Raw genomic sequence first — 25,254 nt, forward strand, 5'->3', positions numbered from 1 at the left:
CCTTCGCGAGCAAGCCCGCTCCCACATTTAGATCTTCGCCGAATTCCGGCATTTTTTTCACCGGCAAATCTTGATATCGATCAATTGCAGATCAGCACTTTGTCCGTAGCCTTCACTGCATGTTGTGGTTTTAAGTTTATTTAAGTCTATATGTAGTGTCTGGAGGCCAAATGCAGAGCACGCTGATCGCAGTAGGAAGTAACCGCTTGCACAAGCGCGATGGCAGTCAGGTCGCCTTCGATGCCGACAAGATCCGTCAGGCATTGATCGCCGCCGGCAAGGCGACGGGGGAGTACGGTGAGGTTGAGGTTGAAGGCTTGCTAGACGCGGTATTGGCCAGGCTCGAAGGGTTGCCGAGGCTGCATGTCGAGCAAATCCAGGACCGTGTTGAACGGGTGTTGATGGACGCCGGTTTTTTCCTCGCGATGCGCGCCTACATCGTCTACCGCGAACAGCACGGGCGCTTGCGGCGTGACCGCCGGACCATGGTCGAAGTCGCGACCTCGATGAACGAATACCTGGACCGCGAAGACTGGCGGGTCCAGGCCAACGCCAATCAAGGCTACTCACTGGGCGGGCTGGTGTTGAACGTATCAGGCAAAGTCACCGCCAACTACTGGCTGGACGAGGTGTACAGCGAGGCCATCGGCCAGGCCCACCGCGAGGCGGATTTGCATGTGCACGATCTCGATATGCTCGCCGGTTACTGCGCCGGCTGGTCGCTGCGCACCCTGTTGCACGAAGGGCTCAACGGTGTGCCGGGGCGTGTCGAAGCCGGTCCGCCGAAGCACTTGAGCAGCGCCCTGGGGCAGATGGTGAATTTCCTCGGCACGTTGCAAAACGAATGGGCCGGCGCCCAGGCGTTCAGCTCGTTCGACACCTACCTGGCGCCCTATGTGCGCAAGGATCAACTGAGTTATCAGGAGGTGCGCCAGGCGATCCAGGAGTTCATCTACAACCTTAATGTTCCCTCGCGCTGGGGCACCCAGACGCCGTTCACCAACCTGACTTTCGACTGGGTGTGCCCGCAGGATTTGCGTGAGCAGATACCCGTCATCGGCGGTGAGGAAATGCCGTTCGCCTATGGCGATCTGCAAGTCGAAATGGAGCTGCTCAACCGCGCTTACATCGAAGTAATGCAGGCTGGCGATGCGAAAGGGCGGGTGTTCACCTTTCCGATCCCGACCTACAACATCACCCACGACTTTCCGTGGGACAGTGAAAACGCCGATCGCCTGTTCGAGATGACTGCGCGTTACGGCCTGCCGTATTTCCAGAACTTCCTCAATTCGGACCTGCAACCCAATCAGGTGCGCTCGATGTGCTGCCGTTTGCAGCTGGATGTCCGCGAGTTGCTCAAGCGTGGCGGCGGATTGTTCGGTTCAGCGGAGCAAACCGGATCGCTCGGCGTCGTCACCATCAACTGCGCGCGGTTGGGCTATGTGTTCAAGGGGAATACCAGCGGTTTGCTGCAGCGCCTGGACACGCTGATGGAACTGGCGATGGAAAGCCTGGAGGTCAAGCGCAAGGTGATTCAGCACCACATGGATGCCGGTTTGTACCCGTACACCAAGCGCTACCTCGGAACCCTGCGTAACCATTTCTCCACCATCGGCCTCAACGGCATGCATGAAATGCTGCGCAATTTCACCGGTGACGAGGAGGGCATGCACACCGAGAAGGGCCGGCAGTTTGGCCTGAAGATGCTCGATCACGTGCGCGCCACGTTGCTGCGATTCCAGGAAGAAACCGGCCACATGTACAACCTGGAAGCGACGCCGGCCGAGGGCACGACCTACCGCTTCGCCAAGGAAGATCTCAAGCGCTACCCCGACATTCTCCAGGCGGGCAGCGTGCAAGCGCCGTACTACACCAACTCCTCGCAACTGCCCGTGGGCTACACCGAAGACCCCTTCGAGGCCCTGGAACTTCAAGACGAATTGCAATGCAAGTACACCGGCGGCACGGTCTTGCACCTGTACATGGCCGAGCGGATTTCCTCGACCCAGGCCTGCAAGCAACTGGTGCGCAAAGCCCTTGGCCGCTTCCGCCTGCCGTACCTGACCGTGACCCCGACGTTCTCCATTTGTCCGGTGCACGGCTACCTCGATGGCGAGCATGAATTTTGCCCCAAGTGTGACGAGGCACTGCTGCTGAAAGAGCAAAAGCTCGGCAGCGTTCATTGATTTCGATCCACTCAACCGCAAGGAGCTTCACCATGACTGCATCGCAAACACTGCCCCAGGCTCAACGTCAACGCTGCGAAGTCTGGACCCGGGTAATGGGTTATCACCGCCCTGTGTCGGCGTTCAATCCGGGTAAACAATCGGAACACCGCGAGCGGGTGCACTTCACTGAAAGCGCGGCACTGGCCGGGCGCCAATGAGTCGAACGCTTCGGGTCGGGGGCATGGTGCCCCTGACCACTATCGACTATCCGGGACAGCTCGCCTGCGTGCTGTTTTGCCAGGGTTGCGCCTGGCGTTGTCGTTACTGCCATAACCCGCAGTTGATCCCGCCTCGTGGCACAGACGAAGTGGATTGGCGGCGGGTGTTGGCGTTTCTGCAACGGCGTCAGGACCTGCTCGATGCGGTGGTGTTCAGCGGCGGTGAGCCGACCTTGCAGGACGGTTTGCTCGGCGCCATGGATGAAGTGCGGGCGATGGGATTTCGCATCGGTTTGCACAGCGCCGGGATCAAGCCTGCTGCATTTGCCAAGGCGCTGACCGGGGCCGATTGGGTCGGTTTCGATGTCAAGGCGTTGCCCGAGGATTGCCAGGCGATCACCCGGGTCGAAGGCAGCGGAACAGCCAACTGGCGCAGCCTTGAGCATCTGCTGGCCAGCGGTGTCGACTACGAATGTCGCACCACCGTGCATTGGCATCTGTTCGAGCCGGCGCGACTGCTGATCCTCGCCACGCGCTTGAGCGAACTTGGCGTCAAACGATTCGCCGTGCAACTGGTTCGCACCGAGCGGATGTTCGATCCGTTGCTGCCAAGTGTTTCGGCACAAGCCTTGCTTCCTGAGTTATGGGATGCCATGCGCGAGTTGTTTCCAGCCTTTGTATTACGGGGGTAACCGAGGCTGAGGTTTAACGTTTGACAGGGATATCCAACATTAGGTTTTCAAATGCGCTGCCAATCGGCAGGTATCAAACGGGGAGCATTTGATATGGCCAAATTAACCACGGCACAACGTATCGTCATCGGCTTTGCAATCGCGCCGCTGGCCTTGATGGGCATGGCGTTTTACGCGTTGCACGATCTGGCGACGCTCAAGGAACAGGCGGTCGTCATCGTCAAGCAGGACTGGCCGAAGATCGACCCGATCATGGTCATCGCCACCGGTGTGCGCGATAACGCCCGGAACACCCGGGATTTGCTGATCGATAAAGACAATCAGCAAGTGCAGCAGTCAATCGACGCCACCAAGAAACGCATCACCCAGGCACTCGAAACGCTTGAACCTTTGTTCTATTTGCCGGAGGGCAAAAGCGCTTATGCCGCGCTGAAGAAGAATCGCGAAGCCTACGTGGCGGCGTTCACTCAAGTGCAGGTGCTGATCCGGCAAGGTGCTTTCGATGACGCCATGGCACAGCTGAAGCAAAAGGTCGTGCCGGCCGAGCGCGAGGTTTATGCCAGCCTGGACCAGTTGATGGCGCTGCAAGGCAAAATATTCGCCGACCGGGAACAGTCGGCTCAGGAACTGTACAGCGATGCCCGGCGCAACATGCTCGGGTTGTTTTTGTTCTGTGTGGCACTGGTCATCGCCGCGGCGGTGATCGTCACGCGCAGTGTGACCCGGCCATTGGGCGGCGAGCCGGATGATGCCGCACGATTCTTGAGTCAGATCGCTCAGGGCGACCTGACGATTCAGGTGCCTGTGAGCTCAAGTGCCGGCGGCAGCGTGATGATGAACATGCACCAGATGCAGCAAAGTCTGAATGCCATGGTCAAGCACATCGCGACGTCGGTGGACCAGGTGGCCAGTTCCTCCGAAGAGCTAAGTGCGGTCAGCAGCCAGACCAGCAGCAACCTGCAATTGCAGGGGCTGGAGATCGAACAGGCAGCCACCGCGGTGAACCAGATGACCGCGGCGGTCGACGAAGTGGCGCGCAATGCGGTCAGCACTTCCGAGGCCTCGCGGCAGTCCGAGCAAACCGCACAGCGCGGGCGTGAACAGGTTCAGGAAACCGTGGTTTCAATCGGCGCATTGGCCGATGGCGTCACCGACACCTCACAGCGCATCGAGCAACTGGCGGGCCGGGTGCAGGACATCAGCAAGGTGCTGGACGTGATTCGCAGCATCGCCGAGCAGACCAATTTGCTGGCCCTCAACGCGGCCATTGAAGCGGCCCGTGCCGGGGATGCCGGACGCGGTTTTGCCGTGGTCGCCGATGAAGTGCGCGCCCTGGCCCATCGCACGCAAGAGTCCACCCAGGAAATCGAGCAGATGATAGGCAACATTCGTCTCGATACCGGCCATGCCGTGACGGCCATGCAAAGCAGCAGCAACCTGGTCCGGGCCACCCTTGAAGTGGCGCAACGCTCGGGCGATGCATTGGACGAAATCACCCGGTCGATCTCGCAGATCAACGAGCGCAACATGATGATTGCCAGCGCCACTGAAGAGCAGGCGTTGGTGGCGCGGGAGGTGGATCGTAACCTGATGGGGATTCGCAACTTGTCCGAGCAGGTCTTGCTGGGTGCCCAACATACTCACACGGCGGGCCACGACTTGGCGCAGATGGCCGGGGCGCTGCACCAGACGGTGGCGCGGTTCAAGGTCTAGTTGATCCGCTGGTGGTTGCGTCGGGGGCTCAGTTCCAGCCCCAGAACTGCAACCACCAGCCGAAGCCTACCAAGCCGATGGCGAGTAACAGGCAAGTGCTGCCCAACCCGCGCCGCGCCAGGGAAAGGCCTTCGCGGTCTAGCCGTTTCCATCCCAGCAACAGGCTCCAGCCAATCGCGGCCACTAACAGACAGGCCCTGGCGGGTTGTACCCATTCCAGCAACAGCCCTTCGTAGCGCAGCAATTTCACCGTTGTGGCCGACAGCCCGAGAAACAATCCTGCACCACCCAAGGGCGTGAGTGTCAGCGCCAGGGGCCAATACAGGGCAGGATCTTGCGCCAGTCGCGCTGTCAGGCGCAGAAGGATCATCAGCGCCGTGCCCAACACCATCGAACTCAAACCCAGATAAACGACGATGCTGAAACCGTCGAGCCAGCTGAAACTGTCGTTGAGCTGTGGGTAATGGGTGAGCAGCCACCAGGGCGCGTTGTCCTCCAGGGCCCAGAGTTGGTCGTGCTCGACCAGCCATTGGGCGAGGGTTTGTTTGAGGGCGACGAACCATGGGCTGACCGTCCACTGAAACGCGCCCATGGCCAGGCCGATCACGCCGAACAGCAATAAGCGCGCGTCCCACGGTGAAAGTGTCTGCGCCGTCGCGTGAAGAATTTCCTGATTGCTGGAGCGAGCGATCAGCTGAACTGCGCCGCGTTGTCCGCTGCAGCGTCCGCAGGCATGACAGTCACTGGCACCTTGCATGCGACGGATATCGAGCAAAGGCGCGCAGTTGGGCGGCGGCAGGCGCGGTGCGGAGTTTTCAATCCAGCGTTGTTCGTCGACCTGAAAATGTACGGGAGCCAGGCGAGCGAGCAGGGCGAAGACGCCGCTGACCGGGCACAGGTAACGGCACCAGATCCGCTTGCCCCGGGCGAACAGCAACCCGACAACGACCGCGGCGACGGTCGAGCCGCCCAGAATCAACAGCGCCGCTTGGGCGTAGTCATAGACGCTGATCAACTGGCCGTAGAGGGTCGTCACGCAGAACGCGAGGGTTGGCCAGCCGCCCCAGCGCAACCAGCGCGGCACACCCAAACCTTTGCCGTAATGGCTGGCCCATTCGCTGAGTGAACCTTCCGGACAGAGAACCCCACACCAGAGGCGGCCGAACAGCACGATCGACAGCAGCACGAACGGCCACCAGATCCCCCAAAACAAAAACTGCGCGAACAGAGTCAGGTTATCGAGCATCCGTGCCTGGCTGTCCGGCAGCGGCAACACCGCCGGTACCACCAACAGCAACGCATAGAACAGTACAACGGCCCACTGCACAGCGCGAATGACGGGAGCATGGCGGCGCATGCCGTCGCCCAGGCGCTGCAGCCATCGATTGTGCCGACTCAGTTCAGGCATGGGACTTTTTCCGCAGCACGTTGACGCAGCCATCCGCCGACGGTCAGCCAATAACCTGCCAGCACCAGTAATGTGATGCCGCTGGGCGTCGCGCGATAACCGGCAAAACCGGCAAGGAAACCACCCAGTCCATGGCTGTCGCTGAGCACGGCACTGCTGTCCCAAAGCGCATCACCAACGAGGCTGTACATCACTTCCGGCAAATCCATGGCGAGTAATTGACCGCCGATTCTCTCGGTGCCACTGACCAGCATTGCCGCGCCGAGCAACAGCAAAACGGCTTCGCTGATGGCGAAGAATCGCTGCCACGAAATGAACTGTCGACTGCTGTGCAGCAGGGCAATGGTCAGTACCGACAGCACCAGTCCCATTGCTCCGCCAATGGCGAACAAGCCGAGTTGCGGCCCTCGTAACTGAGCACCGGCGCCATAGAGAAACACCACCGTTTCACTGCCTTCGCGGCTGACGGCAAGCATGGCTAGCAGCAACAGGCCTGCACCGCCTTGCCGGGCCAGGTGGCTATCGGCGTGTCGCTGCAAATCGTGCTTGAGGGTGCGCCCGTGGCGATGCATCCAGCCGACCATTTGCACGATCAGCAGGCTGGCCACCAGCGCGAGTGCGGCCTGGAACCACTCGCTGGCTGAACCGCTCATCGCCTCACCGGCAAACAGAATCAACACTGCCAGCAGGCCCGAGAGCACCAACCCCAGCACGACGCCTGCCCACAAGTATTTCGCCAGTCGATCAGCCTGAGGCTGCTGGCTGACCCAGGCCTGGAGAATGCCGATCACCAGCAGCGCCTCGACGCTTTCGCGCCAGACAATGAACATTGATTGATTCATGAAAACTCCGTGTTGGAACGGGTTATTTCGCGAGGATGCCGCCCTCGGGCAGTTGCGGATTGAACTCGTCGAAGAAGGGGTAGTGGCCGGGCCTGAGCGGGTGAATGACCACGAAGGTTGTCACGCCCGGCGACAGTACTTTTTCAACCCGCAAGGGCGTGCTCTCGAATTCGGCCGGGCCTTGGCCGATATTTTTCAGGATGATCTTGAAGCGCTGACCGGCCGGAACCTCCAGCAAGGCAGGGGAGAAGTGGCCATCGCGCAGGCTCAGTTCATAGCTCGGTAATTCGGCATAGGCTGTGAACGGTGCTACTGCTCCGGCAAGCATCAGCCAGGCAATCCGCAAACGCTTCATTCAATAGCCGCCTTTTTTACCGATACCGGCGTAGATGAACTCGTAGTGCAATTCGCAGCGTTCAAACCAGGGGGCTACGCCGGTTTCCTTATCGGTATGGCGGCCAAGGGAACCATGACCGCCGGGTGGCTGGACGGTGAAGGTCAGCTGATATTTGCCGGGGCCGAGCAGCTTTACATTGTCGCCATAGTGCGGGCCGTCATTGGCGACCATGGCGTGGAAATCGCCTTTGAGTTCGTTTTCGTTGCCCTGTTTTTTCAGGTTGAACGAGACATTGAGGTAAGGCACGAAACTGCCTTCCTGAAAGCCCTGCCGATTGTCCGCCGTGGCGCGAATGTCGGCTTCCAGGTGCACATCGGAATCCGCGGTGGCCCGCATCATGCCGGCAGGCGCCATCTCGATCGGCTGCAAATACACCGCCCCGACTTCCAGCCCCGGACACAGTTGAGGTTCCCCGATCGGGTATTCCTTGGCCTGAGCCAGCGGTGTGAGCAAGAGCAAGGCGAGTGACAGCGAAAAGGTCGTACGCATGATGTCTTCCTGGGCACTAACGAGTGGGAGCCCGAGTGTAGGAAGCTTTCCTGCGAATAATAATGATTGTTATCAAGTTTGCAGTGATTAAGCCTGGGACGACGGGGAGCGCTTTCGAAATCGCTCGGCACGGTCGACGCAATCGTTCATCTGCGCCGCCGCGTGAATCGTCAGAGGATGCTGGGTGAAGCCGGGCCGGGGTGAAATGTAGGCGGCCATTTCGCGGGCGACGGCCAATTGTTGGTCCGAACCTTGTGTCAGTAACGCGATGACCAGGTTTTCCAGGGCAATCACCCGGACACGAAGGTGGACCAGTTCTGCATTGGTCAATTCGGGGGAGAGGCAAATGCTTCTGCATCGAGTGATTTTTCCGTGACTTCATCATCCCAGGTCGACAATTGGACAGGGCTTTGGTCTTCGGCAGGTGTTTTTTTACCAGGCATAAGAAGCTTCTCCAGGTGTTTTTATTGGCCGCCCAAGGGGGGAAAGCGGCTGATTCCCCAGCAGAGCAAAGCTTAGCCATACCTTGATCCGTATCAAGGTCGTTTTTGCGCGAGCGATGTAGGTTGGGGGCACATCCTACAGGCAAGCCGGGGATCGACATGGCCAAGAATTTTCCCATCAGCCCCAAGCACCCCGAGCGCATTTGCTGGGGCTGTGACAGGTACTGTCCAGCAAACTCCCTGGCGTGCGGCAACGGCTCCGACCGCACAATGCATCCGGCTGAAATGATTGGAGACGATTGGTATCTGCATGGCGACTGGGGCATTGATCCGTTGATCGCGGTAAAAGACGTGACAGACGAACCCGGCCTGAAGGGTTGAGCACCCCTTTAAACATCGAAACCACCTGACGGAATTTTTTTTGAAATCAAGGGGTTGCCAGCCTCGGGAAATCAGTACATAATTCACGCCATCGAAAGCACTGATCGCTGAAAAAGCTCAATGTTTTCAAGGAGTTAGATCACGAATCTTACTCCAAGTTTGTACGCGTTTGATGTTGTGCTACATGACATCAGATGTTTGAGGCCGAGTAGCAAAATGGTTATGCAGTGGATTGCAAATCCACCTACGCCGGTTCGATTCCGACCTCGGCCTCCACTTTAAACAAGCTCCGTAGATCTATGATTTACGGAGCTTTTTTATTTGCACTGTCCGGCAAGATTTAATCTTGAAAGGGCAGTCGCGAACCTGCTTCACCGGAGCGGGAGTTTCTCCAGCACCCATCTGCGCACGCTTCCCCCCTCCGTAAAATATTTTCAAAGTCCCCCCAAATCAACGCTTGGGAGCTAATTGTGAGCCGCAGCTCTCAATAGACCCATCTCCCGCAAGCTCTGCACCGCCTTGCCAAACTCTCGTCAAGAATTACTCGAATAGCGATTTGCACAACCGAATGTCGCATTTCAAATGCGAATGCAAATACGTATTAAAAGCGTATTTTTTTGTATACCATGCGCGTCGATTTGTTGGCATGTATGTCATCCCATTTGGCTATTTTCTCAAGGTTTCTTCGATGCGTCGTACTCTGGTTTCTATCTGTGTGCTTCAGGCGTTTTCCGTTTCTTCCTGGGCTGAGGAAGCGACAATCGATAAAGCCAGCCTGGAGCTGCAAGCGACCGACATCGTTGGCACTGCTGATTTTGAAACGGCCTTGGGGCCGGTGGATGGGTATCGTGCGACGCGTTCGGCCAGTGCGACGCGTACCGACACGTCGATCCACGAAACACCACAATCCATAACTGTGGTGCCCAAGGATGTGGTAGAGGACATCAGTGCCACCCGGCTGCAGGACGCGCTCGACTATGCCGGCGGCGTCGGGCGGGCCAACAACTTCGGTGGCCAGGGTTTGACTACTTTCACGGTGCGTGGATTTACCACCGGCGAGTTCTACCGCAACGGCTTTCCGATCAACCGTGGTTATCCGAACATGCCGGATGCGAACACCATCGAGCGGCTTGAAGTGTTGCGAGGGCCGGCGACCATGCTCTATGGCCGAGGCGACCCAGGTGGCACATTCAACGTCATTTCCAAACAACCCCTGGCCGTGCCCGTTGTGACCTTGGGTAGCCAACTCGATGACCAGGGAATGAAGCGTGGCACGCTGGACGCCTCCGGCCCGCTGGATGATGAAGGCCGCCTGGCCTATCGCCTGAATGTGGTAGGTGAGGGCGGCGATACCTTCCGTGATCATGTTGAAACCGAGCGCTACGGCGTAGCGCCGGTACTAAGCTGGCAGGTCACCGATGAGACCAAAGTGATCTTCGAAGGTGATTTCATGCGCAACAACCACCCGCTTGATCGCGGCGTGACGCGCTATCCGAATCAGATTGGCACCGCGTCTCGCGATACCTTCTTCGGCGAAAAAGACGTTGGCAAGTTGCACAACGACAACAACATGGCGCAGCTGCGTTTCGAGCACCTGCTAAGCGATAACTGGACGTTGGGTGGTGGTTTCCAATGGCTCGATGGCACTCTTGAAGGCAATGCCGTTGAGGCCAATGGTGTCGCGGCCGACGGTCGCACCTTGGGCCGCAACTTTAACTACCGCAAGCTGGAATGGACGGATAAAGACACTCAGCTCAACCTCACCGGACATTTCACGGCGGGCGGTTTTGATCACACCTTGCTGACCGGTGTCGAATTCGAAGACTACGACTACAAGTCGATCATTCAGCGCTCCAGCGGCGCGGTGAGTGCGTACCCGATTGATATCTTCAATCCGGTGTATGGCCAGCCTCGACCAGCCTTGACCCGAACCCCGACCAACGATCAAGAAAACCTCAAGACCTACGCCGCTTTCCTCCAGGATCAAGTGGCATTGACCGAGCGCTTGAAACTCCTGGCCGGTGCCCGCTTCGAGCGCTTCGAACATGACTACGAAACCTTTGTACCGGGCGGTAAAAGCTGGGAAGCCAGCGACAATGCCGTGACCCCGCGCATAGGGCTGACCTACGATCTCACCGACACCGTGGCGATCTATGCCAATACGGCTCGCTCGTTCAAGCCCAACACGGGTGCCAGTCGTCAAGGCGGTGGTTTCGAACCGGAAAAAGGCAAATCCTATGAGTTGGGTTTCAAGTGGGAAGCGCTGGACAGTCAATTGAGTGTCGACGCGGCGATCTACCAGATTGAAAAGCGCAACGTACTCACCACCGATCCTGTGGACTCTACCTTCAGTGTGGCGGCAGGCGAGGTGCGCAGCCGTGGTTTCGACCTGAACGTTGCCGGCAACCTGACTCCGCAATGGCGGGTGATTGGCGGTTACGCCTATGTCGATGCGGAAGTGACCAAGGACAACGTCATCAAGTCCGGCACCCGACTGATGAACATTCCGCAGAACAGCTTCAGCCTGCTCAACGTCTACGAGTTCCAGGATGGCGTATTTAAGGGCTTGGGTCTGGGCACAGGTCTGAAGTACGTAGATGAGCGCGAAGGGCAGACAGCCAACACAGCATTTTCAATGGGCAGCTACACCGTCGTCGACCTACTCAGCTATTACAAGGTCAACGAAAGGATCAGGATCAACCTGGATGTGAAAAATCTAACTGACGAAGACTATGAGGAAGGAGCGTTTGGTAACGTTTACGCCTATCCAGGGGCCCCAAGAACGGTACAGGTCGGCATTTCATACACGTTGTAATCCAGTTGAATGTCCAAACCTTCAAAAACGGAAGGCTCAGTACGGCTCCGCGACCATTGAGTCCTGGCTGACAAAGTGATTTTGGTTTGAGTACAAAAGGGCCGTTGAAGGGCCCTTTTTATTTGCAGATATCGACCTCAGTAACCAAATCCTCAACAGTTGATTCCGACTATCTGCTACATCTCCATTATGCATTTCGCAAACCTTCAAAAGGGCCAGGACGATGAATTCAAGTTGGGCAGGGCAGGTGGCGCTTGTGAGCGGTGCGGGCAGTCAGATCGGAATCGGTATGGCAATTGCCCATCGTCTTGGGGCTCAAGGGGCCAAGCTGATCGTCACGGCAAGCAGCGCACGCATCACTGAGCGGGTTGCGGAGTTACGTGCCGCCGGCTTCGAAGCAGAGGGTCGACCGGTAGACTTAACTCAGGAAACCCAGGTTAGTGAGTTCGTCGCTTGGGCTGAGGCCGTCTGGGGCCGCATCGATATTCTTGTAAATAATGCCGGTATGGCGATGCAAGGGAGTCCTGAACCGTTCGCCGAGTTCACGAATACGAGCCTCGAAACCTGGAATCTTTCCATCGCTAGAAATCTGACTACTGCGTTCCTGTTAACTCAAGGGGTGTTGCCTGGGATGCGGGCTAGAGGATATGGCCGCATAGTGAACATCAGCTCAACTACAGGCACCCGAGCCAGTAATCCAGGAGAGGCTGCTTATAGTGCAGCTAAGGCCGGAATGGTAGGGATGAACATGAGCCTTGCCCTTGAGGTTGCTCAATTTGGTATCACGGTGAATTCGGTTGCGCCGGGTTGGATTGCTACAGGATCGAGCACTCCTGATGAAATCAGAGCAGCACGCTCTACACCCCTTGGAAGGGCGGGTCGGCCAGAGGAAGTGGCCGCTGCCGTTGTATTCTTGGCTTCACCTGAAGCGAGTTACATCACAGGTGAGTTGCTCGTGGTGGATGGAGGCAATTGCTTGGTTGAGAACAAAGCTTATTAAGACTTTTTTAATCCCTTCTGCGACCGTTGACTCCTGCGCTGGACAATATTGTCTCAACTCAAAAAAGCAGGAAGATTGAGGTCATTTCTCCCATTGCTCCAGCAGTATTGAGACGAATTTTTCTGCTGCTGGAGAGAGTGAGGCGCCTCTTCGATAAACCAGTCCCAACGATCGGTTCACAATAGGCTCTATCAAAGGAACGCTCACCAATGTTGGATGATCCACAGCAGGCATTGCGAGGCTCGGCATTGCCGAAACGCCTAAGCCAGCTTCCACCAGGCCCAGCGATGTAGATAGGTGTTGCACCTCATAGAACCATTGCGGACGCCAGCTCAAGCCGGACAAAGCGTGGTCAAGCAGCATGCGGTTACCGCTTAGGCGACCGACCCCGATAAGGCGGTAGTTGCTAAGTTCAGACCAGGTTACCTCGCTACGCTCGGCCAGTTCATGATCGCGTCGACAAGCCAAAACAAAAGGCTCGTTGACCAACGGCACGAACTCTATGTCTGGGTGTTGGCCGCTCATCATGTTGATGCCAAAGTCGGCTTCGCCACGCAGTACAGCCTCCAGTCCTTCGTTCGCACTGAGATCAAGCAAGCGAATGCGAATTTGTGGATAGCGCTCGTTGTAGAGGCGGATTACTGAAGGGAGGAAGTAAAAGGCTGCGGTGGGGATACAGGCAAGGGTTACACGGCCGCTCTGCCGCTCCGCCAGCTCTCGGATGTTAAGTATCGAGTCGTCGAAGTCATCCAGTAAGCGTCGCGCCTTGGGCAGGAAGTCTCGCCCAACGCTGGTGAGGCTTACCCTTCTTGTCGTGCGATCCAGAAGCGCTGTCCCCAATCCCTCTTCAAGCTTTTTCATTCTCCGACTCAATGCGGGTTGAGAAAGATGCAATGCATCGGCAGCTTCATGGAAGCTTCCAAGTTCTGCGATCTTCACGAAAGATCGGATGTCATTGAGCTCATAATTCACTTTTTCGTCTCACAATCCGAGAGTTGTTAAGCCCAGTCAGCCTAAATCCATCATTCGTGAAACGCAATAATCAGGCTGATATTTGCATTGGAAACAATTTTTAAAGCCTGCGACTCTTGCTCACAAGACATCAATTACCCCGATTGATCAACAAGAGTCAGTATTCATGCAACGAATTCCCTGTGTGCTAATGCGCGGTGGTACTTCCAAAGGCCCAGTGTTCCTTGCCTGGGATCTACCTGTTGCGATCGAAGACCGTGACGAACTGCTGCTCAACGTTATGGGTTCTGGCCATGAGCTGGAAATTGACGGTATCGGTGGCGGTAGCCCGCAAACCAGCAAGGTGGCGATCGTTAGCCCGTCGCTGCATCCTGAGGCGGATGTCGACTATCTGTTCGTCCAAGTCATGGTTTCCCAGCGTCGAGTCGACACCGCGCCTAATTGCGGCAACATGCTTTGCGCCGTTGGCCCGTTCGCCATTGAGCAGGGGCTGGTAAAAGCTTCCAAAGACCTGACCCGTGTGCGTATTCGTAACCTCAACACGGGGACTTTTGTGAACGCCGAGGTACAGACGCCCGGTGGGAAGGTCAGCTATGAAGGTGACACCGCCATCGATGGCGTGCCGGGTACCGCCGCTCCTGTGCAACTGACCTTCCTGGATGCTGCGGGCAGCAAGACCGGCAAACTTTTCCCTACTGGGCAAACGCAGGATTTGATCGACGGTATTCCAGTAACCTGCATCGACATGGCGATGCCGATGATGATCGTCGAAGCCGGCCAACTGGGTAAGCGCGGCGATGAAAGTCCTGCTGAACTGGATGCCGACAAAGAGTTCCTGCGTCGCCTGGAGTCCTTGCGACTGCAAGCCGGCTTGGTAATGGGCCTGGGTGACGTCAGCGACAAAGTGATTCCCAAGCCAGTACTAGTGTCACCGGCCAAGGCTGGCGGCACAATCCAGGTGCGCTATTTCATGCCACACAACTGCCATCGGGCCTTGGCGATCACCGGTTCCATCGGCCTAGCCACCGCTTGTGTCACTGAAGACAGTGTGGTCGCGCAATTGCTCGGCGGGATTAGCGAGCCGCGCATGAAGCAAGTACGCATTGAACATCCAAGTGGCGGGATAGATGTCGTACTGTCCTACACCGGCGCTCAGGGTGAGACAATTCGTGCCTCAGTGGTGCGTACATCGCGCAGGCTGTTCTCCGGTTTTGTCTACGCCACGGCTTCCCAACGACTTGCCGGATAATCTCCCCTGGTCATTGCCGTTCTTGCATCAGCACAATTCTAAAAATGGGTGATGCCATGAAAGTTGTAAAATCGCTCTACTTCCAGATTCTCCTCGCCGTGCTGTTGGGTGTGCTGGTCGGGCATTTTTGGTCGCAACAGGCCATAGCCTTGAAACCGCTTGGTGACGCCTTCATCAAGTTGATCAAGATGATGATCGCTCCGGTAGTGTTCTGCACGATCGTCACCGGTATCGCCGGCATGAGCGACAAACGCTCACTCGGGCGTCTGTTGAGCAAGACCATGCTGCTGTTCCTGGCGCTGACCGTGATCAGCCTGATCATCGGCCTGGTATCGGTCTACCTGTTCAAACCCGGTGTGGGCATGAACATTGACCCTGCCCACTTGAGCACCGAGGGACTGTCGCAGTACACCGATTCCGCCGCGAAGCTGGGAGTGGTCGAGTTTTTCATGCACATCATCCCGGAAACCTTCATTGGTGCTTTCAATAAGGGTGAAGTGCTGCCGGTGTTGTTCATCGCGGTGCTTTGCGGTTTTGCGCTGTCGGCCATCGGCGAGCGCGGCAAGCCGGTACTGGATGTACTGGAATCTGCCTCGCACATGGTGTTCAAAATATTCTCCTATCTGATGCGCTTCGCTCCGATCGGTGCATTTGGCGCTTTGGCGTTCACCGTAGGCCAGTACGGTATTACATCGTTGGGCTCCTTGGCCAAGCTGATCATGACCTTGTATGTAGCCTGTGCCTTCTTCGTCTTTGTGGTGCTGGGAAGCATTTGCCGGGCCAATGGCTTCAGTCTCTGGAAGTTGCTGCGCTACTTGCGCGAAGAGTTCCTGGTAGTGCTCGGGACTTCCTCCACCGAGCCGGTGATGCCGCGTATGTTGGAAAAGCTGCAAGCCCTGGGTTGCAAGAAAGGCGTGGTGGGGTTGGTGCTGCCAACGGGATACTCGTTTAACCTCGACGGTACGGCGATCTACCTCTCCCTCGCAGCGGTATTCATTGCTCAGGCCTGCAACATCGAGCTAAGCCTGACACAGACCGTGACCATGCTGGCCATCATGCTGTTGTCCTCGAAAGGGGCCGCAGGTGTGACCGGAGCCGGTTTTGTCGCACTGGCTTCGACACTGACTGTGATCCATGACATTCCCTTGGCCGGCCTTGCCTTGCTGATCGGAATCGACCGCTTCATGTCGGAAGCCCGGGCCTTGACCAGTCTGGCAAGCAATGCGGTGGCTACCGTGGTGATGTCCATCTCGGAGAACGCTTGCGATCGCGAGACACTGATGCGGACTCTTGACGGCGAACCGTCGTCCGCCCTGGCCCAGACCCAGTGTGAAAACTGGGATGGTCGCAAGATCACAGAACACGTCTGACCGGACACGGCTAAAAAACCCAGCAATTATTTCATTCAATTCCCCGCCAGGTTGATCCTCCCGTCTGGCGGGTTCGAGGCCGTGCGCCTGCGCATCGGCCACGCTACTGATAAGAACAAGAGAACTGACCTATGCTCGCATTTCTTGGTTTGGCCATGGTGGTGGTTTTCACCTACCTGATAATGTCGAAACGCCTATCGCCGATTGTCGCCCTGACTGTTGTGCCGATTGTGTTTGCGGTGATTGGCGGTTTTGGCGGCACTACGGGCAAGATGATGCTCGACGGCCTGAAGATGGTTGCGCCTTCGGCTGCGCTTCTGCTGTTCGCCATTCTGTTCTTCGGACTGATGATTGATGCCGGGTTGTTCGACCCGTTGATTCGCAAAATCCTCAAGCGTGTAAACGGCGATCCAATGAAAATCGCTATCGGCACCGCGCTGCTGTCACTGGTGGTCGCCCTCGACGGCGACGGCACAACCACCTACATGATCACCTGCGCGGCAATGCTGCCGTTGTATAAGCGTATCGGCATGAACCCGATGATTCTGGCGACCATCGCCATGTTGTCCTTGAGCATCATGAGTGGCATGACCCCATGGGGTGGGCCCGCAACAAGGGCGATCGCGGCGCTGGGCCTGGATGCCGGCGAGTACTTCGTTCCCTTGCTGCCGACCATGATCGGCGGCGCGATGTGGGTGGTGTTCACTGCTTTCCTCCTGGGCCGTGCCGAGCGTAAACGCATCGGCAATGTGCAGCTACAGAGCGGTGGCGGTAATTGCTACATCGACGCGATCCTGGGCGATACCCCACACAAGCGGCCTAAACTTGCATACGTGAACCTGTTGCTGGTGATCGCGGTCATGGTCGCGCTGGTAATGGGGCTCATGCACTCGGCGATCCTGTTCCTGATCGGCTTTGTGCTGGCACTGATGATCAACTACCCGCAACTGGATATTCAGAAAGAGCGCATTCTCGCCCATTCGGGCAACGCCATGACCGTCGTACTTTTGGTGTTTGCTGCCGGTATCTTTGCCGGGATCTTCTCGGGCACCAAGATGGTCGACTCCCTGGCGCAAACGCTGGTGGACTGGATTCCGCCATCCTGGGGTCACCTGTTCCCACTGGTGGTGGCGATCACCAGCATGCCGTTGACCTTTGTTCTTTCCAACGATGCTTACTACTTTGGGGTGGTACCGATTCTGGCTAACGCGGCCGCAGCCTATGGCATCGACCCGGTTGAAATCGCCCGGGCCTCGATACTCGGACAACCTGTGCACCTGATGAGCCCTCTCGTGGCTTCGACGCTGTTGCTGGTGGGGATGGTTGATCGCGATATCGGCGATTTCCAGAAAGCCACCGTCAAATGGGCTGTGCTGACTTCCCTGGTGATCACGGCGCTAGCTCTATTGACCGGTGCGATTAGTCTCTTCACCTGATTCAACCACGCCACCTGTTTCTCCTGACGCGCCTCACCAGTGAGGCGTGCGCTGTTCTGCACTCCAAATAACAACAATGAGTAGTTCGCTATGACCACTTTGTTTACCCAACGGGCGCTGTTTTCCTTTCTCGGTTTGTTGCCGCTGACCAGCGCCAGTGCAGAAGGGTTTATCGATGACAGCAAGCTTAAGCTGCAATTGCGCAACGTCTACTTCAATGAGAATTTCCGCGACGAGCATGGTTTAAGTCCCAGATCAGCAAGGACGGCGAAGAGCGAACGAACCGAGTGGGCCCAGGGATTTCTGTTGGATTACCAGTCGGGATTTACGCCTGGCACTATCGGGTTTGGTGTTGATGCCCTCGGCCTGCTCGGGGTCAAGCTCGATTCCGGCCGTGGTCGCAGTGGCACTGGCTTGTTGCCCGTGCATGATGACGGTCGTGCGGCTGACGAATTCGCAAGTCTGGGTATGACTGCCAAAGCCCAATTGGCCAAGACCACGGTTAAATACGGCACCTTGTTACCCAAGACACCAGTGCTGATCTACAACGATGCGCGTCTGTTGCCGCAAACGTACCAAGGCACACAGATCAGTAGCGTCGACATCGAAAACCTCACCCTCACCGGGGGCTACCTGGATCGATTCAAACTGCGAGATTCCAGCGACAGCATGCCGATTGTGCCCGACGGTTACGGCGGAGATAAATCAGGCGACTTCAGCTATGCAGGCGCCGAATACAAGCTGGGGAAGAGCATTCGTTTGAGTTACTTCTACGGCGAACTGGAAAACTTTTACCGACAGAATTTCGCAGGTATCCAGCACGACCTACCCCTGGGAGGCGGCGTACTGACCAGTGACTTGCGCTATTTCAACAGTGTCGATACCGGCTCTGCCTACGGTGGCAAGATCGACAACAACATGCTGAGCGGGCAGCTGTCCTACGCCATCTCTGGTCATACCTTCGGTGGCGGATACCAGACCCTCGATGGCGACGCCAGTTTGCCCTATATCAGCGGTGCAACGGTTTACTCGTTCAGCAACGCCGGTATAGGCAAGTTCATCGAGGAGGACGAGAAGACATGGATGCTCAACTACGGCTACAACTTTGTCGCTCTGGGCGTACCCGGTTTGACGTTTTCCACCCGGTATCTGAGCGGCAACGACGGTAAGTCCACCACCACGGTAAAAGAATGGGAACGTGACGCCGAACTGGCTTACGTCGTGCAACAAGGCACCTTCAAAGGTCTGGGTGTGCGGTTGCGTAACTACGTTTACCGCTCTGAGTATTCCCGTGGCCGAGATAGCAACCGGATCTACTTTACCTATGACATCGCCCTCTGGTGATCCCCTGATTGCTGCCTCCCGATTTTCCCAGGCCGCCTTTTCAGTGGCGGCTTCATAGGATTGGGTGAAGAGGGTCGGCTTTGCGGTCCGGACACCTCAGATCGTACAACGTGGACTTGGTAAAATTGATTTTCATGGCCATAAGGGTGCCTCATTTCCTAAGTGATTGATTCTGGTTTTGTTTTAGGGTTAAATCGGCGCCTGCTTTTGCATTTCCCATGCCCCGATGGTGAAATTGGTAGACACATCAGACTTAAAATCTGCCGCCGCAGGGCGTGCCGGTTCGATTCCGGCTCGGGGCACCACTTCAAAATCCGCTGCATTTTTCCAATCCCATCCCTGTCACTAGCGTCTAACCGACTCTGGTGTTTTTTTGCTGCGGTCTGAACGGAATCAAAGAGCGCGAGGGATTTTACTACGTTTATCCTGCCGCCACCGTTCTGGTGGTTGATGACACGCCAGACAATCTACTTACTCTGGATCTTGATCGACGGTCACTTCCTTCCAACTGTTATCCGGATCAAACAGCTTCATCGATTTCGCCAGCTTGTCACTGTCGGGGCCTAGGTCCTTCTCGAACACTTGGCCTTCATGGCTGATCAGGAAGCTCATCACGCCGGTGTCATCGTATTTCGCCGGCCAGGCGACCAGCGCGAAGCCGCGGCTCATTTTGTCCCCGATCATATAGCTGTAGGCACCCCCCGGCGCCGAGGGGCCTTGTCCCTTGAGAATGCGAAAGTGGTAACCGTGCCAGTCGTCACCGCCGGCGGCCTCGCCGAACAATGGGCCAAGCGGGCTGACCTGACCACTATCGTCGTCCGCCCAATAGAGTCCGTCGTGTGTGCCGGGTGTACTCAGGATGTTCTGTGCGTATTCGAGCGCACCGTCATCGTCATTGTCCACCGACGCATAGTCCATCTGGGCATCGTGATAGGTCAGCACAGATTGCACCGTGTAGAGTTCGTTACGGCCGATACGGCGTGCGCGGATTTCATTGCTGCCGGCCTTCATGTCGAACTGCCAACCGTTTGCCCCTTTGACCAGGGGGATAGGCAGGGTCCAGCGGTCACTGCCGACCGACAGAATTGCCTTGCGGTCATTGGTTTTTTCGATGCGGTGTTGCTCGTGATACTGCTTCAAAAACTCATCGACATCGCTGCGTTGTACACCTTCGCGGGGAATAACCAGGCGCCAGTCTTTTCCCAGCAACTCTGTCAGGCGTACCTGATCGGCCTTTTCCTTTCCCAGTGCCATGACGAACGCTTCAACAGCCTTTTCCGGCGTTGAGAATGCCTGCTGCGCCGTCGCCATGCACGACCACGCCAAGCCCGCGATGATCGCCAAAGCCGAAGGCAACAGATTCATGAGTACTCTTCCTCGACGTTGGCTTTTCACCGACGACCCCCCCTCGAACGCGCTGGACTGGATGGCCGACTGATTTGATTGCCGGCAGAACGCATGCTGCTCGGGCGCTGAGCGGAAGCCTGGCTAGTGCGCCCACGAGAGGCTTGGGCATTGGACTGGGACGGTGAACGCACCCCAGCGAATGCATTGTTTTTGGCACTGCCTGGGCTGGCAGCCGGTCGTTTTGTCGTACTCTGACGCGCCTGGGAGGTGTCCTGCCTACGTTGATTCACTTGGGCAGTCTGTTTGCGAGGCTGCTCGTTTTCGCGGATATTTCTGGCGTTACCCTGGCTTCTGTCAGCCGTTTTCGGTCTGTCCGCGCCTGCCTGCGTTCGATTGCCTGCCGAGATTCCCGATTGCGCCTGGCGTGCTTGTTCACGGGCTTGTCGGTTGCTGGTGGCGGGTCTCTCGACACCGCTCCTGTCCATGGCGCTACGCGCATTCTCACGGGCCTGGGCGCGCTGGGCATCGTCCCCCCGATAAGCCTGGCGCTGGTTGGCACCGTTGAGTTGACGACCATATTCCTGCCGGCTTCTGTTGTCTCGATAGGGAACGCCATCGCGATGCACTGCGTTGTGCTGCCACTTGTTCTGATTGTTGGTTATCTGGTTGTTGCGATTGATGTTGTTGTATCGATCGACGTCGATGTCGATGTCGTTATTGCCCCAGTCACAGTCACCCCATAGCGAGCCGATTATCGCTACGCCGGTGCCGAACGCCAACCCGGCCAGCAAAGCCGAGCCCGGGTAGTAGGCGGGTGGCGGTGGATAGTAGACAGGTGGCGATGCTGGATAAGCCCAAGTGCCGTAGGTGGTTGTCGGGTTGTAAGTGGGAACGTACACCACCTGCGGATCTGCGGGCTGGATGATGATGGTGGAGGAAGCGCTGGCCGGGGCCGAGGATGCGGCCGTCGATGGCGATGCAGTTGTTGGGGCGGGAGCGGTCACATTTTGAACAGTCACATTCTGATACTGATTGCTCTGCAGGTTGCCGGCGGCCTGCGCTTGACGCCGCAAGCGTTGCACGCCCTCCATCACCTCATCGGGCTGCGCCAGAAAAGCATCGCCCAGTCGCTGAACCCAGACAAGATCCTGCCCCACGGTCGCCAGCAATTGGGGGAAGGCGACCAGCGCTTGAACGCTTGGGTCCCAGGGTTGGGTTGCCACTTGTTTGACCGCATCATCGCCTTTGGCTTCAGGATGCGCTTTAGACCAGTTAACGGCCTCGGCGACCTCCCCAGGGTAGGTGCTGGCCATCAGCATCTGTGCAAGAAGCGGGTCCGGATAAAGCGCAATGGGGGCCAGCATCTGATCCAGTTGCTCTTGAGTAAAGACTGCGTCCTTGACTGCCGCTGCAGCGGGTGGCGTTTGGGCAGCGGTGGCATTCGATGGCTGCGCCTGGGCGGCAGAACCATGCAAAAACAGTACAGCTGACATCGCGTAAAACAGAGGAATGCGCATTGCGCCCTCCATGTGCCAGACAGGCTGGCGAAGATCGGATTAGGCTGCGTCATCATCAAAAAGACAGATATTGTCATTTGATCTGTCATCTCGAACTGAAGCCCTGTTTTTCGAGGCCAAGGCTTATCCGCGTATACCGCTTGGTTTCATAGCGTTGCGTTCCTTGAATAGTTGTATACGAGCCAAGGCTGTTGTGGGTCCTGGGAGTCCCGTACTTTTCGGCAGTTATTGATCCTGGCTGCTAATTCCTGGATTTGCGCCGCGTCGATCTTCGCCTGAAGGGTTGCCGATATTGAGAAGGCGTCTCTCGACCAAGACATTTTGGAGGGCCTGGCGGGCTTCAGCGTCCAGCTGGTGCTCTCTCTCCTTGAGTTCAAGCAGGATTGGGCTGGACCAGGTGCGATAGGTTTTCTCGGTCTTGCGAATTGATGTCATCTGTCCCCTCCTTGATGAGTGCCCGCCAACACCGTTGGTGTAATTTGGATTCGATAGAATCCTAGTTGAAGAATCTGTTCGCCGCCAAAAAATAGCAGAGCGATGTAAAGCCCCCATCGCTGGCATCGCTATTATTCTTATCGTTAAAAAATATATTGATCAGTTCGGGAAGAACTATTCTTAAATGTTGCGTTGCCTGTATATAAGCAATTATCAGTGGCGGCCATTGCTATACGTTCTTTCTGGACGCCAATGCCCCATGCCTGCCTGCCTGCCGGGCGAAGCGATTGCAGGGAGGACATTCATCAGGTGTTGAAGGGGCGTGATCTCAACAGGGAAATCGTCAAAGACAAGCCGCTCTAGGAAATATTGAGTGCTGGCAGAGCAGTGTTAATAAAAAACCGCTAACTACAAATGTTTAGAATAATTGTAAGTTGCAGGTGATGTGATCTACGTCACCTATAAAGCGAGGGGAAGTCATGCGCAGTGACGGGGTTTCAGTTTGTCTTGCAGATCAATTACTAAGACAACTAACAATAAACTCAGTATCCAATGTCTATTTCTTGTGCGCCCGAGGCAGGGTTAATTCTCGTCGAAGCTTTCAAGTGTTGGATGTCATGCGCCAGCGGCTGGCCCGAATGACTTCGATTCAGCCGCCGATGCTGTCAGCTAAACGAAAGGCTGACCGGTAAAACCACGAGGCAATCGTTGCAGTCCTTTCATGGCAGTGAGCCGTTCGACCCAGGCCGCTCGCCAGTCATTGGCGCTATGCGTAACTTTGGCTTTGCGTGCGGCGCGGCGTGCAGCGTTGCGCTGGTCTTTGCGTGCATCCTTGAACGCATCGGTGTTGCGGCAGCTTCTGCATTTCACCCGGGTCAGTTCGCTGGTTGAAACGAGTTTGCTGCCTTTGTGACCGCAGGCCAAATGCCCGCCTACTTTGAAGTGAGTAACCATCAGACGCCTCCTTGGTGACGTGTGATCATTTGACCTCAAGCGTACGGTGACGTTCGTTGCCTGCGCAATGAGCAAAAAAAAGGCCCGCGTGCGGGCGGGCCAGGGGATTCTTCAAAGGAGTCCGGTCAATGTAAAGCCTGAGATGTGAATGCCGTGTGAAATGGATTGCCCAGGCATAAAAAAACCCGGCGCCAGGCTGGGTTGGGGATGTAGCAAGAAACGCTCAGGCAAGGACGCACCCGGTGACGATAAGGTCGCCGTTCATGCGTCCTGAAGCAGGCCGTGTCCTTGAGGATGTCCAGATCGAATCATCTGAACCGCGGCAGGGGGCGGTCGACAGGTTTGAGCGACGACAGCGTATTGCGAATCAGTGGTGTGTCCTTCTCGATGTCGTTCAGGCGATCACGGATTCTGAGGGCTGTCGGGTGCCCGCCTTGATGATCGACCCAGTCGGCGATTTCCTTGCATGCCGCTGCCAGGCGAACCTGACGGGAGTCGAGCAGGGTGAGCAGGGTGGTGATGGACTCTTTTTCGGACATGGCAAACACCTCCGTTCAAGAAACCTGTTACTGGCAGCAAAAAGCCCGCAGGGGAGCGAGCTGTTTGCTGATGGGGTCGCTGATCCTTCAGCTGTTTTTCAGTATAGACCCGCGCAAGGCAGGTAGCATCAGCCTTCCCGGGCCGTCACTTGCGATCTGGCATTCAGCTGCCGGCATTCGCGCCGGGCGTCTTCTTCACGATCGAAACCGTCGCCGATGAAGCCGCGGGTTCGAGTATCGGCGATGCGATACCAGACGGCGGCGGCAGGTGGTGGATGATCGGTTTCTCCGGCTCGGCGACCATGGATGATGATCTTGTTGCATCGTTTCACAACGAAAATGTCTTCCATGGCGTCACCGTAGCTAATTCAGGTTCACAACAACTATAGAAGCCATTTGCGATCGTGCAAAAAATAGACAGGTCAGTTCGTCGCTTCAACGCTAGCGATCATCTTCTCCAAAAACACCGCGAGCCCGACTTCCTCCGCCTTGAGCCCTTTACGCGCTCGAGGTCTGGGCAGGTCAGCCAACGCTCCCAAAAGAAAACCATCGAGCACCGCCGGGTGGATGTAGCACTTGCGGCAAACGGCCGGGGTGTTACCCAGTTGTTTTGCGACGTTCTTGACCATCTCCACCACATGCCGCTTCGCGTCCGACTCGGACTCCCACTGCAGTTCCCGCAGAACCGCCAGAGCCAACGCGCTGCCGGCCCAGGTTCGGTAGTCCTTGGCGGTGAAGTCGGCACCGGTGAGTGTCTTCAGGTAGGCGTTGACGTCGGAGGAACTGACGGTGTGTCGCTCGCCGTTTTCATCCAGGTACTGAAACAGGTTTTGCCCGGGAATTTCCAGGCAGCGTTTGATGACCCGCGCCAGGCGTCGGTCTTTTACGGTGATCTGGTGCTCGACACCGCTCTTGCCACGGAACTGGAACTGGATTGCGTTGCCGTTGATCTCGACGTGACGGTTACGCAGGGTGGTCAAACCGTAAGACCGATTGTCCCGAGCGTATTGGGAGTTGCCGACCCGGATCAGCGTCGCATCGAGCAAGGTGATGACCGTGGCCATGACTTTGTCGCGACTGAAGCCGGGAGCCGCCAACAGCGTTTCAAGCTGTTTGCGCAGTTTCGGTAGCGCTAACCCAAAGTCCCGCAAACGTGAATATTTGTCGGCATCGCGCACTTCTCGCCAGCGCGGATGATAACGGTATTGCTTGCGACCTCGGGCATCACGACCGGTAGCTTGCAGATGGCCGCGCGGGTCGGCGCAGATCCATACATCCGTGTAGGCCGGGGGCACCGCGAGGGCATTGATGCGGTTGATCTCATCCTGATCGGTAATGCGCTGGCCCGAAGGGTCGAAATAGCAGAACTTGCCGCGCGGTTTCTTGCGGGTGATGCCGGGCTGGGTGTCATCGACGTAATGCAGGTCGGATGGCAGCACATCGGGCAGCGCGCTATCGGGCATGGCAATAGTCCTTGGCGGGGGATCAGGGGCCGTTACAGCCATTGACCGCACGTTGTTGCAGT

23 protein-coding genes, 2 tRNA genes and 2 pseudogenes are annotated in these 25,254 nt (G+C 56.9%); 14 read left to right on the plus strand and 13 right to left on the minus strand.

Annotation, left to right across the window (positions count from 1 at the left end):
- Positions 1 to 170: 170 nt before the first annotated feature.
- The 5 genes and pseudogenes from PFAS1_RS25115 to PFAS1_RS25130 all read left to right on the plus strand — a co-directional run bounded on the left by PFAS1_RS25115 (position 171) and on the right by PFAS1_RS25130 (position 4,791).
- Positions 171 to 2,186 carry a ribonucleoside triphosphate reductase gene (locus PFAS1_RS25115; protein ID WP_076030950.1) on the plus strand — a complete coding sequence of 672 codons (2,016 nt, stop codon included), beginning with the start codon at positions 171 to 173 and terminating at the stop codon, positions 2,184 to 2,186.
- A gap of 32 nt (positions 2,187 to 2,218) precedes the next feature.
- Positions 2,219 to 2,386: an anaerobic ribonucleoside-triphosphate reductase gene (gene nrdD / locus PFAS1_RS30150; RefSeq protein ID WP_017338867.1), complete on the plus strand. Its 168-nt coding sequence runs from the start codon at positions 2,219 to 2,221 to the stop codon at positions 2,384 to 2,386.
- Positions 2,383 to 3,078, plus strand: coding sequence for an anaerobic ribonucleoside-triphosphate reductase activating protein (locus PFAS1_RS25125; RefSeq protein ID WP_076030951.1), 696 nt, complete (start codon positions 2,383 to 2,385; stop codon positions 3,076 to 3,078). The genes nrdD and PFAS1_RS25125 overlap by 4 nt, the downstream gene beginning before the upstream one ends.
- A 162-nt stretch (positions 3,079 to 3,240) precedes the next feature.
- Positions 3,241 to 3,645: pseudogene (locus PFAS1_RS30475) on the plus strand (MCP four helix bundle domain-containing protein); the annotation flags it as partial.
- A 9-nt stretch (positions 3,646 to 3,654) separates the two neighbouring features.
- Positions 3,655 to 4,791, plus strand: a complete 1,137-nt coding sequence (locus PFAS1_RS25130) for a methyl-accepting chemotaxis protein (RefSeq protein ID WP_418329262.1) — start codon at positions 3,655 to 3,657, stop codon at positions 4,789 to 4,791.
- A gap of 28 nt (positions 4,792 to 4,819) precedes the next feature.
- Here the strand turns inward: PFAS1_RS25130 and PFAS1_RS25135 are convergent, their stop codons facing one another.
- From PFAS1_RS25135 to PFAS1_RS25155, 5 genes and pseudogenes are all read right to left on the minus strand, one after another.
- Positions 4,820 to 6,199 (minus strand): 4Fe-4S binding protein, encoded by a 1,380-nt coding sequence (locus PFAS1_RS25135; RefSeq protein WP_076030953.1) that lies wholly within the window; start codon positions 6,197 to 6,199, stop codon positions 4,820 to 4,822.
- Positions 6,187 to 7,041, minus strand: a complete 855-nt coding sequence (locus PFAS1_RS25140; RefSeq protein ID WP_076030954.1) for an FTR1 family iron permease — start codon at positions 7,039 to 7,041, stop codon at positions 6,187 to 6,189. The genes PFAS1_RS25135 and PFAS1_RS25140 overlap by 13 nt, the downstream gene beginning before the upstream one ends.
- 22 nt (positions 7,042 to 7,063) lie before the next feature.
- Positions 7,064 to 7,396, minus strand: coding sequence for a cupredoxin domain-containing protein (locus tag PFAS1_RS25145; protein WP_076030955.1), 333 nt, complete (start codon positions 7,394 to 7,396; stop codon positions 7,064 to 7,066).
- Positions 7,397 to 7,927 carry an iron transporter gene (locus tag PFAS1_RS25150; protein ID WP_076030956.1) on the minus strand — a complete coding sequence of 177 codons (531 nt, stop codon included), beginning with the start codon at positions 7,925 to 7,927 and terminating at the stop codon, positions 7,397 to 7,399.
- Between the two features lie 87 nt (positions 7,928 to 8,014).
- Positions 8,015 to 8,370: pseudogene (locus PFAS1_RS25155) on the minus strand (hypothetical protein).
- Between the two features lie 159 nt (positions 8,371 to 8,529).
- Here PFAS1_RS25155 and PFAS1_RS25160 point away from each other — a divergent pair.
- The 4 genes from PFAS1_RS25160 (at position 8,530) to PFAS1_RS25175 (ending at position 12,566) form a co-directional block, all read left to right on the plus strand.
- The gene (locus tag PFAS1_RS25160; RefSeq protein ID WP_008153606.1) at positions 8,530 to 8,751 is read left to right on the plus strand and encodes a DUF3079 domain-containing protein; all 222 of its coding nucleotides are present in this window, start codon (positions 8,530 to 8,532) and stop codon (positions 8,749 to 8,751) included.
- Between the two features lie 202 nt (positions 8,752 to 8,953).
- Positions 8,954 to 9,027 (plus strand) — tRNA-Cys (locus tag PFAS1_RS25165).
- 412 nt (positions 9,028 to 9,439) lie between these two features.
- Positions 9,440 to 11,566, plus strand: a complete 2,127-nt coding sequence (locus PFAS1_RS25170) for a TonB-dependent siderophore receptor (RefSeq protein ID WP_076031601.1) — start codon at positions 9,440 to 9,442, stop codon at positions 11,564 to 11,566.
- 223 nt (positions 11,567 to 11,789) lie between these two features.
- Complete coding sequence (locus PFAS1_RS25175) at positions 11,790 to 12,566, plus strand: SDR family NAD(P)-dependent oxidoreductase (protein WP_076030957.1); 777 nt, start codon at positions 11,790 to 11,792, stop codon at positions 12,564 to 12,566.
- Between the two features lie 81 nt (positions 12,567 to 12,647).
- Here the strand turns inward: PFAS1_RS25175 and PFAS1_RS25180 are convergent, their stop codons facing one another.
- Positions 12,648 to 13,538 carry a LysR family transcriptional regulator gene (locus PFAS1_RS25180; RefSeq protein WP_074876985.1) on the minus strand — a complete coding sequence of 297 codons (891 nt, stop codon included), beginning with the start codon at positions 13,536 to 13,538 and terminating at the stop codon, positions 12,648 to 12,650.
- 166 nt (positions 13,539 to 13,704) lie between these two features.
- Between PFAS1_RS25180 and PFAS1_RS25185 the strand changes: the two genes are divergently transcribed.
- The 5 genes from PFAS1_RS25185 (at position 13,705) to PFAS1_RS25205 (ending at position 19,242) form a co-directional block, all read left to right on the plus strand.
- Positions 13,705 to 14,787: a 4-oxalomesaconate tautomerase gene (locus PFAS1_RS25185; protein WP_074876984.1), complete on the plus strand. Its 1,083-nt coding sequence runs from the start codon at positions 13,705 to 13,707 to the stop codon at positions 14,785 to 14,787.
- 44 nt (positions 14,788 to 14,831) lie between these two features.
- On the plus strand, positions 14,832 to 16,157 hold the full coding sequence (gene dctA / locus PFAS1_RS25190) for a C4-dicarboxylate transporter DctA (RefSeq protein WP_076030958.1): 1,326 nt from the start codon (positions 14,832 to 14,834) through the stop codon (positions 16,155 to 16,157).
- A 131-nt stretch (positions 16,158 to 16,288) separates the two neighbouring features.
- The gene (locus PFAS1_RS25195; RefSeq protein WP_076030959.1) at positions 16,289 to 17,593 is read left to right on the plus strand and encodes a CitMHS family transporter; all 1,305 of its coding nucleotides are present in this window, start codon (positions 16,289 to 16,291) and stop codon (positions 17,591 to 17,593) included.
- A 90-nt stretch (positions 17,594 to 17,683) separates the two neighbouring features.
- Entirely contained in the window at positions 17,684 to 18,937 is a 1,254-nt protein-coding gene (locus PFAS1_RS25200; protein ID WP_076030960.1) for an OprD family porin, read from the plus strand.
- A gap of 220 nt (positions 18,938 to 19,157) precedes the next feature.
- A tRNA-Leu gene (locus tag PFAS1_RS25205) sits at positions 19,158 to 19,242 on the plus strand.
- A gap of 166 nt (positions 19,243 to 19,408) precedes the next feature.
- Here PFAS1_RS25205 and PFAS1_RS25210 read toward each other — a convergent pair.
- The 7 genes from PFAS1_RS25210 to PFAS1_RS25240 all read right to left on the minus strand — a co-directional run bounded on the left by PFAS1_RS25210 (position 19,409) and on the right by PFAS1_RS25240 (position 25,192).
- Positions 19,409 to 20,302, minus strand: a complete 894-nt coding sequence (locus PFAS1_RS25210) for a DUF2950 domain-containing protein (protein WP_076030961.1) — start codon at positions 20,300 to 20,302, stop codon at positions 19,409 to 19,411.
- A gap of 26 nt (positions 20,303 to 20,328) precedes the next feature.
- Positions 20,329 to 21,801: a DUF3300 domain-containing protein gene (locus PFAS1_RS25215; RefSeq protein WP_076030962.1), complete on the minus strand. Its 1,473-nt coding sequence runs from the start codon at positions 21,799 to 21,801 to the stop codon at positions 20,329 to 20,331.
- Between the two features lie 225 nt (positions 21,802 to 22,026).
- Complete coding sequence (locus tag PFAS1_RS25220) at positions 22,027 to 22,236, minus strand: hypothetical protein (protein ID WP_076030963.1); 210 nt, start codon at positions 22,234 to 22,236, stop codon at positions 22,027 to 22,029.
- A 669-nt stretch (positions 22,237 to 22,905) separates the two neighbouring features.
- Complete coding sequence (locus PFAS1_RS25225) at positions 22,906 to 23,190, minus strand: hypothetical protein (RefSeq protein ID WP_074876967.1); 285 nt, start codon at positions 23,188 to 23,190, stop codon at positions 22,906 to 22,908.
- Between the two features lie 308 nt (positions 23,191 to 23,498).
- On the minus strand, positions 23,499 to 23,729 hold the full coding sequence (locus PFAS1_RS25230; RefSeq protein ID WP_056852777.1) for a hypothetical protein: 231 nt from the start codon (positions 23,727 to 23,729) through the stop codon (positions 23,499 to 23,501).
- 128 nt (positions 23,730 to 23,857) lie between these two features.
- A complete protein-coding gene (locus PFAS1_RS25235) occupies positions 23,858 to 24,079 on the minus strand; it encodes a hypothetical protein (protein WP_074876965.1) in 222 nt (73 codons plus the stop codon).
- A gap of 72 nt (positions 24,080 to 24,151) precedes the next feature.
- Entirely contained in the window at positions 24,152 to 25,192 is a 1,041-nt protein-coding gene (locus tag PFAS1_RS25240; RefSeq protein ID WP_076030964.1) for a DNA topoisomerase IB, read from the minus strand.
- Positions 25,193 to 25,254 lie beyond the last annotated feature (62 nt).

The organism is Pseudomonas frederiksbergensis (assembly GCF_001952935.1).
Taxonomy (GTDB): domain Bacteria; phylum Pseudomonadota; class Gammaproteobacteria; order Pseudomonadales; family Pseudomonadaceae; genus Aquipseudomonas; species Aquipseudomonas frederiksbergensis.